This window comes from Streptomyces sp. NPDC057136, from assembly GCF_042670885.1.
Taxonomy (GTDB): domain Bacteria; phylum Actinomycetota; class Actinomycetes; order Streptomycetales; family Streptomycetaceae; genus Streptomyces.
Genome location: NZ_JBHUUV010000054.1, coordinates 24,521 through 37,626, shown reverse-complemented (window position 1 = coordinate 37,626; position 13,106 = coordinate 24,521). Strand labels below are relative to the sequence as shown.

Here is a 13,106-nt window from a genome sequence, read left to right as displayed (position 1 = left end):
ACAGGACCCACCCTCCCCGCACACTCGAAGCCCTCAAGCGCCTGATCGAGCACCACGACGAGATCAACTCAAGCAGTAGTTAAATTACGGGTCCTCACCAGCGCGTCTCCCCTGCGAAATACCGGGCTGCTTTGCGGAGAATGTCCCGCTCCTCCTCCAGCTCACGGATCCTCTTGCGGGCGGCGGCCAGTTCCGCCTGAACCACGTCACCGCCAGGCTTCGGCGCCGCAGCAGGTGCGGAGTGGGCACCGTGGCGCCGTCCGTCTGCGGCCCGGATCCAGTTTCGCAGCGTCTCGGTGTTCACCCCGAGGTCGGCGGCGACCGACTTGATCGTCGTTCCCGGACGGGACCGGTACAACGCGACCGCGTCCGCCTTGAACTCGGCGGGGTAGAGCTTCATCCCCACAGGGACTCCGTTCTCCTGGACCATCAAGATCCAAGTCTCTCCGGTGTCCAAAATCCGGGGTCAGGGCCCCTGCGCGAGATCCCCCTTTCCTGCGGCGGTTTCTACTACACCCATGAAGGCGACGGAGTTGGCGTCAACACCCGTCCTGCCGTGAGCGCGGACGGTAAACGCAGGGTGACCGTCTCCCGCACTGCGTTGCTCACCGATCATGCGACTCGAAGAACTGGGCCCCGTTGAGCGCTTGTTGTGGCACTCGCCCCCGGAGCGAAAAGGCCCCGGGGGCAGCGTCGCGCCATACGTGAGTCAGGCCTTGCGGGTTATGGGGCGGTGCCCCACAGGAGCTGGCCGCCGGAGTAGACGCCGATCTTCGGTGCGTCCGTGTACGCACTCGCGGTGCCGTGGCTGTAGTCGTCGGCCTCGTTGAGGTTCGACCAGTCGGCCCGGTGCAGCCGCAGCTGGATGTCGCCGGTCGAGGCACCCGCGGCGAGCGTGCCGCCGGTGACGTTCACCTTCAGATAGCGATTGGCCCCGGTCGCCGTGCCGTTCGTCGACACCGAGTGGGTGAGATTCGAGCAGCCGATCTGCGCCCAGTCACACCACGTCGTGTACGAGGAGGCCGAGTCGTCGAACCAGTAGCGGATCTCGACATCCTTCAGACTCTGCGCACTACTGCCGGTGTTGACCAACTGCAGGTTCATCCCGATGGCGTTGTCCGTAAGACTTGTATCGCTGCTCTTGTACTGCACCTTCAGGTTGCCGGTACCCGTCCCACCCCCCGAAGTCGTCGTGCCGGCGACCTGGGCGGACTGGGCCGAGGCGTTCCCGGCCGCGTCCCGCGCCCGCACCTTGTACTGGTAGGTGGTGGAGGCGGTAAGACCGCTGTCGGTGTACGTCGTGCCGCCGGTGGAGCCGACGAGGGTCCCGTTGCGGTACACGTCGTACGACGCGACGCCCACGTTGTCCGTCGAGGCGGTCCAGGACAGCGACACCGACGACGAGGTGGCGCCCGTCGTCTTCAGCCCCGCCGGGACGCTCGGCGCCTCGGTGTCGGTGCCCGGGTCGCCGCCGCCGTTCAGCGGCGGGTAGGCGTTGGTCAGCAGCATCTGGAACTGTGCGGAGAACCAGCGGCCGGCCAGCGGGGCGTTGGCCATGGCGCCGGTCGGGTTGTTGCCGTTGCGTGCGTTGCCCTCGTAGGTCGGGTCGCACATCCGGTCGAAGCCCTTGCCCTCGTCGTTGTCGATGGGCTGGCTGTTGCCGTCCGACTCGCCCGGGGGCTTGGCCCACACGTACGCGTCGATGCCCGGCTCGGGCGCGGTCTGCGGACGCTCGCCGACGCCGGCACCCTGCTGGTTGCACCAGTTGCCGGTGTGGATGCGGCGGTCCACCCTCCCTCCGTCGACGTAGGCGTCGACGGAGGTCTGTGGGCCGGGTCCTGTGGGCCGTGCGGTGCCGCCCCAGCCGTTGCGGGCGGTGTCAATGAGCATGCCGAGGCCGGAGTTGAAGCCGCCCCGGCTGACCAGGCGGTCGCGCAGCGCCTGGGCGTAGGACAGCTCGTCGACGTAGTAGTTCCAGTCGACCCACTTGGACTGGCGCACGGTGGTGCCGTTCACCGAGTCGGTGACCTTGAAGTTCGGCTCGTGCAGCGCCCCGTAGTTGGCGGTGTTGACGATGAAGCCGGCGACGTCGTCGACCGTCGCGCCCTCGGTGGTGGCAGCGATCTTGAACTCGTCGACGGCCGGGTCGAAGTTGGTGTCCCAGCCGAGCCAGCCGTGGTGGCCGGCGTCGATGTAGTTGTAGACGTTGGGGATGTCGCCGAGCTTGTTCAGCGCGTAACCCACGCCGTGCTCGTACGACCCCAGCTCCTTCACGTGCCGGCAGGCGTCCGTGGCGCCGGCCGCGCCGCCCGCGTTGGTGACCATGTTGGGCAGCGAGTCCGGCTCGATCAGCGCGGAGATCCGCAGTGCGGCGTACTTCGGGTCGGCGAGGATCGCCACGATCGGGTCGATGTACTCCGACTTGTACCGGCTGAGCTCCTCCGCCTTCAGCTCGCCGTTGGAGGCGAGCGCCGAGCAGTCGCGGCCCGGCAGGTCGTAGATGACGACCTGGAAGAGCGTGGCGCCCTGCGTCAGCGCGGTGTCGAGGTGGGCGCGCAGGCCACGGCCGTTGGAGGTGCCGGTGATCGCGGCGATCCGGTCCATCCAGACGAAGCTGGGCTCATCGGCGATGACGGAGCCGCCGGGCTCGGACTTCGCCTTGGCGGACCAGTCGGGGTTGACGTACGGCTTGGCGCCCACGTACGGGTTGTCGACGCGGGCCGCCGCGGCCGCCGAGGCCGGTGCGGTAGGCAGCGCGACGCTGAGCGCGACGCCCATGGCGAGCGCCGGCAGCAGCGCCGCGAGCCTCCTGAAGCGGCTCTTGCGTCTGAGGTGCGTGGTGGTGTTCATCGTTGCGTGGTGTTCCTCTCGGATAAGGGTGTGCGGAGGTACGGCCCGGTGGCGGGAGGCAGCGGGAAGGATTCCCGCCACCGGGTGTCTGGGGGTGGATCAGGGCGCGGTGCCCCACAGGAGCTGGCCGCCGGAGTAGACGCCGATCTTCGGTGCGTCCGTGTACGCACTCGCGGTGCCGTGGCTGTAGTCGTCGGCCTCGTTGAAGTTCGACCAGTCGGCCCGGTGCAGCCGCAACTGGATGTCGCCCGTCGAGGCACCCGCAGCGAGCGAGCCACCGGTGACATTGACCTTCAGATAGCGATTGGCCCCGGTCGCCGTGCCGTTCGTCGACACCGAGTGGGTGAGATTCGAGCAGCCGATCTGCGCCCAGTCACACCACGTCGTGTACGAGGAGGCCGAGTCGTCGAACCAGTAGCGGATCTCGACGTCCTTCAGACCCTGCGCACTGCTCCCGGTGTTGACCACCCGCAGGTTCATCCCGATGGCGTTGTCCGTCGGGCCCGTATCGCTGGTCTGGTACTGCACCTTCAGGTTGCCGGTGCCCGTCCCACCGCCCGGTGCGGTGGTGACGCTCACCGGACCGGCGGGCGGCGAGGCGTTCCCGGCCGCGTCCAGGGCGCGCACGGTGTAGCTGTACGCGGTGGACGCCGTCAGTCCCGTGTCGGTGTACGTCGTGCCGCCGGTGGAGCCGACGCGCGTGCCGCCGCGGTAGACGTCGTACGACGTGACGCCGACGTCGTCCGTGGCAGGATCCCAGGCCAGCGAGGCGGACGACGAACTCGCCCCGGTGGACCGCAGGTTGCGGGGCGCGGTCGGCGGCGTGGTGTCCCCGCCGCCTGAGCCCTTACTGGCGTCGAACGAGAAGGAGTTCACGCCCAGTCCCTGGCCGCCCTGCCAGATCTCGAAGCCGGCCTCGGCGTCGATCAGGTAGTGCGCGGGGTTGATCTGGCCGCGTGCGGTGGCGTCGTCGACGAGACGCTTCACGTTGAGATCGGTCACCGCGGTGGCGCCGCCCTGCAACACGTACGAGATGACCTTCCACCCGGAGGCGCCGGGCCCGGTCCACACGTCCCAGGTCCGGCCGTCCAGGGTGACCGTGGCCGTGCGGGAGCCGATGGGCTGGACGCCGCCGCGGTGGTTGATCCAGATCATCACCTCGGTGCCGTCCGGCTGGTCGTCGGTGGTGGGCGTGGAGTTGAACCACAGGTCGTACGCGGCGTTCCATGCACCGGAGGCGACCTGCGTGGTGTCGAACGCCGACCGGGCGCTGCCCAGCTCGCTCACCCGGATCGGCAGGCCGCTATTCGCGGTGCACGCGCCCCAGTGGCAGCCCTTGTAGCTGGACGGGTAGGTGGCGGGCGGCCCCGCCGTGGTGAGCGAGAAGTTCGCCTCGGTCACCTTCCAGGCGCCGGTCGCGGTGTCCACGCTGACGCACTGGCGGGCCGAGGAGTTCCACTCGTTCTGCTGGTACGTGTACGCGCCGCCCTGCATCTCGGTGGTGCCCCACTGGGTGCAGTCGGTGACCGGCGCGGCCGCCGCCGGGCCCGCGCCGGTGAACAGCGCGAGCCCGGCGAGCAGGATGCCCGCGGCGGTGGCGGCAAGGGCGCCGCGCAGGTGCCGTCCCGTCACGGCGCCGTCCCCCAGACGAGCTCGCCGCCTACATACGCGGTGATCTTGGAGGCGTCCGCGAAGGACGCGTTGGTGCCGCGGCTGTAGTCGTCGGCCTCGTTGAAGTTCGACCAGTTGCTCTTGTGCACGCGCAGCTGAATCTCGCCGGAGTCGCCGCCCGCGGCGACGCTGCCCGCGCCGGCGCTGAAGCCGACCTCCAGGTAGTGGTCCGCGCCGGTCTTCGGGCTGCTCATGGCGACCACCCGGTGGGTGATGTTGGCGGCGCCGAGCATCGCCCAGTCGCACCAGGTGGTGTACGTGGACGGGCCGCCGTCGCCGGTGAAGTAGTAGCGGACGGTCACCGTGGAGAGGCTGAGCGCGCCGCCGCCGGTGTTGCCGACCTTCAGGGACATGCGCACGGCGTTGTCGGTGGCGTTGGAGTCGGTGCTCTTGTACTGGACCTTGGCCCCGCCCGTACCGCCGCCCGTCTTGGTGGTGCCGGTGACCTCGGCGGACAGTGCGGAGGCGTTGCCCGCAGCGTCGCGGGCGGCGACCCGGTAGTGGTAGGCGGTGGCGGCGGAGAGCCCGGTGTCGGTGTAGGTGGTCGCGGTCGGGGTGCCGACCGGGGTGCCGTCGCGGTAGACGTCGTACGCCGCAACGCCGGTGTCGTCGGTGGACGCCGTCCAGCTCAGCGACACGCTGGTGCCGGTCGTCGCCGTCACCGTCAGGCCGGTCGGGACGGTCGGCGCGGTGGTGTCGCCGCCGCCGGGGCCGCCCTCGTCGCCGAGGAGCTCGGCGTACGAGGCGAAGGAGAGCGCCAGCGCCGCCTGAGCCCAGAAGCGGTGGTAGGTGAAGACCGGCGGGGCGCCGCCGTCCAGGTACGTCTGCACCTTCGACCAGCCCGGCTCCTGCTTGAGCCACGGCCGCATCCCGATGAAGGTCGTGCCGGTGCCCAGTTTCACGCCCTGCGGGGAGGTGCCGGACCAGCCCGCCGGGAAGTACACCGGGTCGTCGAAGCGGTCGTAGTCGCGGCGGGTCTCGGGGACGGCGATGCCCTTGGTGTCCGCGTGCCCGGCCATGGCGTCGAGCAGGGACTTGGCGAGTCCGGCGGCGTCGGCGTCCCCGGACTTCGCGGAGTAGTAGATCAGCGTCATGGCCAGCGCCGCGCCCACGCCGACGTCGTTGCTGTAGTCGACGACCGACACGTGCAGGCCGGTGTTGGCGCCGGGGCTCGCGGCGTTCCAGGTGTCGGGGGCGCCGGTCCAGCTCAGCGTGGAGGGGAAGCGGTAGCTGCCGTCGGAGCCGACGGTGGTCTGCTCGGAGGCCCAGGCCACCCACTTGTCGAGGACCGCCTTGGCGGACGTGTTGTTGGTGACGTAGTAGTACTGGGCGACGCGCTCCATGCACCACACCTGGAACCCGAACCAGTTGTTGCTCGGCGGGTCGTGGTAGACGGGCTGCCAGTCGTACGCCATGCCGTAGAAGGTCGGTGTGCCGGCCGGCGGGGTGCCGTACTGGCCGTCCCAGCTGTTGGAGCAGCCGCCCGCGAGCCCGCCATCGGCGGACTGCAGCCAGCGCAGGAACTCCAGCTGCCGGGTGAGCGACTTCTGCCAATCGCCCTTCGCGGTCGGCGACTTGGGGGTGAGGGCGGGGATGGTGGACAGCGCCCAGGCGGCGAGGGGGTTCTGGTAGCCCTGGTGGGCGATGCCGTCGCCGATGCGCCAGGCCCAGCCGCCGCCGGTGCCTGCGGAGCCGCCCCAGGCGTAGTACCAGGACAGCAGGTAGTGCTGGGCATCGCGGCCGGAGGCGGGCTGGCAGCCGGTCGGGCTGGTGCAGTCGCCGATTTTCTTGAAGTACTTGTCGAACATCGAGTAGCGCAGGTAGTCGCCCATCTTCGCGGCCTTGGCCACGGAGGCGGAGACCTGGCCCGCCTTGCCCTGCGCCGTCGCCCACGTCAGCGCCCAGTACGCGGCCTGCACGGCGCGCGCGTCGGCGTCGGGGGCGTTGGTGTACTTCCACTGCTTCGCGTACGAGGCGTCTTTGACGAAGAGGTCGAGGTAGCCGTTGGGGCTGCCGTACTTGAAGAGGTCGGTGCTGGGCTGCGGGATGGTCTCCCAGACCGACTCCTGCGCGCCGCGCTGGTAGCTGTTGACGAAGGACGCCATCTTGCCGGGGCCGAGCTCGTCGCCGGTGCCGGGCTTGTTGCCGAAGCCGTAGACGTTGTCGAGGTCCATCAGCCAGTGCATGCCGTAGACGTCCATCGTCCCGTACGCGGAGGCGAGTTCGGTGGCGATGGGGTCGGAGCCGACGGAGACGGAGGAGGTCAGCTCGGACGGGTAGCTGGTGACCTGCGGGTGCTCGGGCGCGTAGGTGGCGGGCTTGGAGGGGGTGTACGAGTCGTTGGTGGGCTGGTCGATGTGCGGCGGGATGATCGAGGCCTCGGCGACCTCCCAGGACTTGTTGAACGGGGCCCAGTCGCCGGTGACCCGGCCGTACGCCGCCTCCAGCCAGATCCAGAAGCTGAACGCCTCGGAGGTCGTCTGGTGGCCGTGGTCGGGAGCCTCGACGATCAGGGTCTCGGCGCAGTGGTACGGAATGCCGTCCGGGCTGAAGTAGCCGCTGGCCGGGCTCTTGATCTTGTTGTACTGGGTGAGGAAGGCCTCGGTGTAGGGGCCGTCGGCGGCGGCGGCCGCTTGTGCGGCGGAACCGGCCGAGGCCTCGGCAGCCTGGGCGAGCGCCTGCCCGGCGCCGAGGGCGACGAGCGCGCCGCCGGTCACGCCGACGAAGGAACGCCGGGAGAGTAACGAGGATCTTTCGGATCTTTCGGGCGTTTCGGGGTGTGCGGACACAGGTCCTCCAAGAGGGGGTCCGGGTGGGAGTGGTGGTGGTGCCGTGCCGGGGCTGCTCCCCATCCCGGCACGGCGGCACGCTGGAACGGTCCGGGCGGGCGGGGCCGACCGCCCGGACCGTGGTTCAGGGGGTGGTGCCGTAGACCGTCTGACCGTCGAGGTGGACGGTGATCTTCGGCGCATCCGCGAAGGAGGTGTTCGTACCGCGGCTGTAGTCGTCGGCCTCGCTGAAGTTCGACCAGTCGCTCTTGTTGAACCGCAGTTGTGCCTCGCCGCTCGAGGCCCCGGGGGCGAGGCTGCCCGCCGTGGCGGCGAAGCCCACCTCCAGGTAGTGGTCGGCGCCGGCCTTCGGGCTGCTCATCGCGACGACCCGGTGCGTGAGCGTCCCGCAGCCGGGCACCGCCCAGTCGCACCAGGTGCTGTACGTCGTGGCACCGGACTCGCCACTGAAGTAGTAGCGGACGGTCACCTTGGAGAGAGCGACGGTCGAGTCGCCGGTGTTGACCAACTGCAGCCCGGGCTTGATCGAATTGTCGCCGGCGGACTGGTCGTTGTTCTCGTACTGGACCTTCAGGGCGCCGCCGCCCGTGCCCGCCGGCTGCGTCGTGGCGCTCACCGGGGCGGACTGCGCCGAGACGTTCCCGGCGGCGTCGCGGGCCTGCACCGTGTAGGCGTACGCCGTGGAGGCGGCGAGCCCGCTGTCGGTGAAGGACGTACCGGAGGCCGTCCCCACCTTCGTGCCGCCGCGGTAGACGTCGTACCCGGTGACGCCCGTGTCGTCGGTGGCGGCATTCCACGCCAGGGAGACGGAGGCAGAGGTGGTGCCGGTCACCCGCACACCCGACGGCACGCTCGGGGCCTGGGGGTCGACCGCGCCGGTGTCGCCGAGGGCCTTGCGGATCGCGTCCATGACGACGGGCTTGGGCTGCAGGTTCCCGTCCCACGGGAGGGCCGAGCCCTCGCCGTCGAAGACGCCGGGGATCCAGGAGTACTTGTCGGTGTAGTCCCAGACGGTGATCCCGACGCACCGGGTGACGGCCAGGCAGGCCTCGGTGACCCGGCGGTAGTAGGCGGCCTGGGTGGCCTCCTTCGCCGTGTCCTTCGGCAGCTGCATCCGCACGTCGAGCTCGGTGATGGCCACGTCGAGGCCGAGGTCGGCGAAGCGCTGGATGTTCTGCTGCATCTGGTTCGGGAAGCCGTACTGGATCGCCAGATGCGCCTGCAGCCCGACGCCGTCGAGCGGCACGCCGGCGGCTTTAAGATCGCGGGCGAAGGCGTAGAGGGCGTCGCTCTTCGCGCCGAGCCCCTCGACGTTGTAGTCGTTGATGTACAGCTTGGCGTCGGGGTCGGCGGCCCGGGCGGCGCGCAGGGCGTGGGCGATGAAGTCCTTGCCCATGGCGTTGTAGAACGGCGAGTTGCGGAAGCTGCCGTCCTCGTTGAAGGGCTCGTTGACGACGTCCCAGGCGAACACCTTGCCGCGGTAGTGGCCGGCGACATTGGCGATGTGGTTCTCCATGGCGGGGCGCACCTGCGAGGCGGGCAGCTGCCCCACCCAGCCGGGCAACTGGCTGTGCCACACCAGGGTGTGGCCGCGAACGCTCTGGCCGTGCGCCTGGGCGAAGTCCACAACCTGGTCGCCGCCCGCGAAGCTGAACTGCCCCTGCGTGCGCTCGGTGCTGTCCCACTTCATGGAGTTGCCGGGGGTGATCGGCCCGAACTGGGAACCCAAGGTCTGGGTGTACGGGGCGTCGGACAGCTCCCCGTTGTCGGTCGCCGAGCCGAAGTACTTGCCCTTGGCGTCAGCGAGTTGATGCAGCGTCAGCGGCTCGGCCGCGGACGCCGGCGACGGCGTGAGCCCCATCGCTGCCATCGCGAGGGCGAGGGTGGCGATCAGGGCGGCGATGCTCCTAGACGCCCGTCTTCGGGCGGGGGGTATGGGCGCCAGCGTCATGCTGGTTCCTCTCTCCGAATGCGGGAGGGGGACGCTCAAGCGTCACCGAAGCCCTGCGACCGGGGTCCCACCGGTCGCGGCGCACCGTCTCCTCCCCCGCGGCTCTGATGGGAGATGTTGCAAGCCTTGAAGTCGTGGGAGCGCTCCCAAATTGCTGTAGTGGGGTGCACCTGTCAAGAGGTGAGGCGAAACTTGCGTGTGATCTGGCGACATTGCCGACGGCCGGGCGTTGCGGACGTCAGCCCTCCGCCAACACGTGAAGCCCCGGACTATGGCTTGCCGTCATGTACTGAAACCGACATGAGCGGACTCATGGACTACGACTCGTAGGGCTTGGTCATGTGCGATCCGCGATGGCGTGTCTTCTTGATCGGTCGTGTCGTTGATCGAGTGTGCTGAGTGAGGAGTTGGCTGCGGTCCGGTGTGATCTGGAGGACTTCGCGGCGGAGATGTTCGAGCCGTTCGCGCGGGCGGATCAGCGACGGTGGGGCGGGGTCTACCTGCGTGGCCTGCTGCTGGACGGCGGGCGCAAGTCGGTGGAGCCGATGGCCGCCCGCCTGGGCGAGGACGGGAACCGGCAGGCGCTGGCCCACTTCGTGACCTCCAGCCCGTGGGATGCGGCGCATGTGCGGGCCCGGCTGGCCTGGCGCATGCAGCCGGACGCCGGCACGCTCGGCCGCCGGGTGCGCCGCGAGACTGCCGGCACCGAGCCTCCGGTCCGCTGGCTGCTGGCCGAATGGCCCGCCGACCAGGACGAGCCGGTGCAGTTCTGGCTCTCCAACCTGCCCGAGACCACCCCGCTGCCTGTCCTCGTGCGCACCGCGAAGCTCCGCTGGCGCATCGAGAACGACTACCGCCAGATGAAACAGGCCCTGGGCCTGACCCACTTCGAAGGCCGAACCTGGCCAGGCTGGCACCACCACGTCACCCTCGTCTCGGTCGCGCACGCCTTCTGCACCCTTCAGCGACTGAGCCGATCCCCAAAAGAGACGGCGTCGGCCTGAGCCTCTACCGAGTCGTCCGCGAGCTGCAGACACTCCTCGCGACCTGGACCGGCGCCTGCCCCACCTGTCACCGCGACATACCAGACCCCGCACCAACATGACCAAGCCCTACTAGGGCTCACTTGGGCGTGCCCGGGGTGACGCTGATGATACTGGGGCGGCCGCGGCAAGAGGAGATCGCTGCGGCCTGACCCGGGGCAGGATTGCGCGCCGCGGGCCAGGCCGACCGTGGATTGATCAGGTGCAGGCCTTCCCGTTGAGAGTGAAGGCCGTGGGCGCGGGATTGGTCCCGCTGTAGGTCCCCTGGACTCCGAAGCTCGCTGTCGCGCCGGGTGCGATCGTCCGGTTCCAGTCGGTGCCGCGGGCGACGACTGCGCTGCCGTTCTGGGTGACGGTCGCGTTCCAGGCGCTCGTGACGCGCTGCCCGGCCCCGTAGGTCCAGCCCAGCTGCCACCCGTCCACGGCGGTCGTGCCCGTGTTCTTGGCGGTGACCGTCGCGGTGAAACCCGTGTTCCACACGCTGTCGGTCTTGTACGTCACCGCGCAGGCACCGGTGGGCTGTTCGCCGGTGGAGGTCCGCTCGGCGGCGTAGGCGGCGAGCCAGGCCAGCGGGGCGTTCCAGTTGACCGCCACCTCGTTGGTGGAGTACGAGCCGATGTCGTCGATGTAGCAGGCGGCGGGCGCGCAGCCGGCCAACTTCTCCTCCGCCACCGGATCCTGGAGGCCGCTGTTGGGCCCGCCCGCCAGCGATCCCGCCGGAGGATGGGGCAACGAGGCGTCCAACTGGTGGGCCCAGAAGCGGTGATGCTGGTTCTGCGAGGACGTCTCGCCATAGCCGGACACGTAGGACTGGCCGAGGGCGTTGCGGCCGAGGAGGTAGTCCATCGTCTCCAGCGCGCCGGTGCGGTAGCGCTCGTTTCCGGTCAACTCTCCGGCGACGGCCAGGACGATCGCGTCGCCCGCGACCTCGCCGTTGGAGCCCCAGAAGTAGCCGTCCGCCGGTACGGGCACCGCGTAGCCCTGGGCGGCCATCCGGGACAGGTAGCCGTCGGCAGCCGCCGTCACCGAAGCCCGGACCCGGTCCCGGTCGGCTGCGGGCAGACCGTTGGGGGCGGTGGCCAGGGTGAGCCTGCCGAGTGCGGCCGTGTCCGCCCAGCCGAATCCGTAGGCGGAGAAGGCAGTTGAGGAGGTGTGCCAGGTGGAGTCGGTGACCGCGTCCCGGTAGCCGCTCTCGCCGGTCGTGGCGTACAGCTCGGCCGCCGCCCAGTAGAACTCGTCGGTGACCGTGGTGTCGCCGTAGGCGCCGCCGCCGGTGCTGTCCGCATCCGGCGCGTACAGCGCCGGGTTGGCGTGGGCCGCCGTCCAGGCCCGGCGCGCGGCCGACAGACAGCGGTCGGCGAACGCGGCGTCGTAGGCGCGGTAGACCCGGGCGCACTGCGCCGCGGCCGCCGCGAGGTTGAGGGTCGCCGCCGTCGAGGGACGGTGCAGCTCACGTGGCTGGGGGTCCTGGTCGGGGCGCAGCGGCATGCCGGTCCAGGCCGCGTCATGGATCTTGTGGAACGCCATGCCCGCGTACGGCTTGCCCTCGGGCACCTGCATCCGCATCAGGAAGTCGAGCTCCCAGCGCGCCTCGTCCAGCACGTCGGGTACGCCGTTGCCGCGCTCGGGGACCTTCAGGGAGGAGTCGCCGAGCGCCGCGTCCTTGCCCGCGCGCTTGGCCCGCTCGAAGGAGTTGACCATCAGCCAGGTCGAAATGCCGCCGTTCACCACGTACTTGCCGTGGTCGCCCGCGTCGTACCAGCCGCCCCTGACGTCCTGGGTGTAGTCGCACACGGTGGCCTGGCACGGGACGGAGGTGTCGCCCTTGTTGGGTGCGACGCCGAAGTGTCCGGCCGGGCGGGCGTAGGCGGAGCCCACCAGGGAGGCGTCGATGGGTATGCCGCTGCGCTGGTGGTAGAAGAACGCCATCGCGTCGGAGCGCAGAGAGTCGTACAGGTTCGCGCGGAGGTCGAAGGGCACGCTGCTGCTGCCGTCCACCGTCAGGACGTATCCCGAGCCGGCCCCCTGGAACGAGGAGAAGTCGGCCACTTGGACGGACTGCCCGGAGGGGGCGTCCGCCCCGCGCGGGACGGTCGCACCGGAGGCGACCGCCGTCCCTGACGCGTCGCGCAACTGCCAGGTGAGCGGCTGCGTCGCCGTGGTGACCACGGTGGCGCGCTTGGGGCCGTCCGGCAGATAGCCGACCTGGTTGACGCGTACGGTCGTGGTCGCCGCCACATCGGAGACGACGGCTGCCGCGGCGGGCGTGGTGAGGAGGCCGCCGACGAGGAGGGAACTCGTCAGCAGGGTGGCGGCGAGGCGTCTGGGGCGGGGTAACGAAGGAACGGTGGGCATGAGCGGCTCCTATGTCGATGCTGGTCAGCAGGCGGAGTTGGGCTGGGTGAGCAGGCCCGTTCGCCAGGGCAGACGGAGGTAGTCGTCTCCCCGGCGCCGGACGTGTGGGAACTGTCGCGCTGGATGGTCAGAGGTCCGCGTCGGCGTCGGGGGTGCTCAGGGGATGGCGGTCGCGGCCCGGCTCCGCACCGAGTCTGGGAGCGCTCCCAATCGTCGATATCCCGAACATTGATCGATAGAGCGGGGAACCGAGCTCTACGCGACCTTCCACGGTTACCGTCCGCTCGTCCCGGACGGCGACCGCATCGACTGGATCCTCGCCACGACCGGCGTGACCGTGCAATCCGCCACCATCAACACGTACGAGCAGCGCGGCCAGTACCCCAGCGATCACCTGCCGGTGCAAGTGAGCCTGACACTCGCGTGAAACGCGTGACGGCCGGCGTT

At 69.9% G+C, this 13,106-nt stretch carries 7 protein-coding genes and 1 pseudogene; 2 read left to right on the top strand and 6 right to left on the bottom strand.

The genetic code is table 11. The features are described 5' to 3' along the window. Nucleotides 1-94: 94 nt before the first annotated feature. The 5 genes from ACFT7S_RS35800 to ACFT7S_RS35780 all read right to left on the bottom strand — a co-directional run bounded on the left by ACFT7S_RS35800 (nt 95) and on the right by ACFT7S_RS35780 (nt 9,261). Nucleotides 95-400: a transposase gene (locus ACFT7S_RS35800; RefSeq protein ID WP_382739755.1), complete on the bottom strand. Its 306-nt coding sequence runs from the start codon at nt 398-400 to the stop codon at nt 95-97. Between the two features lie 323 nt (nt 401-723). Beyond that, nucleotides 724-2,778, bottom strand: coding sequence for a glycoside hydrolase family 6 protein (locus tag ACFT7S_RS35795; RefSeq protein WP_382739758.1), 2,055 nt, complete (start codon nt 2,776-2,778; stop codon nt 724-726). A gap of 171 nt (nt 2,779-2,949) precedes the next feature. After that, a complete protein-coding gene (locus ACFT7S_RS35790; protein ID WP_382739752.1) occupies nt 2,950-4,482 on the bottom strand; it encodes a cellulose binding domain-containing protein in 1,533 nt (510 codons plus the stop codon). Beyond that, nucleotides 4,479-7,238 carry a glycoside hydrolase family 48 protein gene (locus ACFT7S_RS35785; RefSeq protein ID WP_382739749.1) on the bottom strand — a complete coding sequence of 920 codons (2,760 nt, stop codon included), beginning with the start codon at nt 7,236-7,238 and terminating at the stop codon, nt 4,479-4,481. Before ACFT7S_RS35785 ends, ACFT7S_RS35790 begins: the two co-directional genes overlap by 4 nt. A gap of 196 nt (nt 7,239-7,434) precedes the next feature. Next, nucleotides 7,435-9,261, bottom strand: coding sequence for an endo-1,4-beta-xylanase (locus ACFT7S_RS35780; RefSeq protein WP_382739747.1), 1,827 nt, complete (start codon nt 9,259-9,261; stop codon nt 7,435-7,437). Nucleotides 9,262-9,653: 392 nt separating this feature from the next. Between ACFT7S_RS35780 and ACFT7S_RS35775 the strand changes: the two genes are divergently transcribed. After that, nucleotides 9,654-10,265, top strand: coding sequence for a transposase (locus ACFT7S_RS35775; RefSeq protein ID WP_382739744.1), 612 nt, complete (start codon nt 9,654-9,656; stop codon nt 10,263-10,265). Nucleotides 10,266-10,502: 237 nt separating this feature from the next. On the opposite strand, the gene ACFT7S_RS35770 is transcribed toward ACFT7S_RS35775, so the two are convergent. Then, entirely contained in the window at nt 10,503-12,659 is a 2,157-nt protein-coding gene (locus ACFT7S_RS35770; RefSeq protein ID WP_382739741.1) for a glycoside hydrolase family 9 protein, read from the bottom strand. Between the two features lie 238 nt (nt 12,660-12,897). On the opposite strand from ACFT7S_RS35770, the pseudogene ACFT7S_RS35765 reads away from it, so the two are divergent. Then, a pseudogene (locus tag ACFT7S_RS35765) lies at nt 12,898-13,086 on the top strand (endonuclease); the annotation flags it as partial. Nucleotides 13,087-13,106 lie beyond the last annotated feature (20 nt).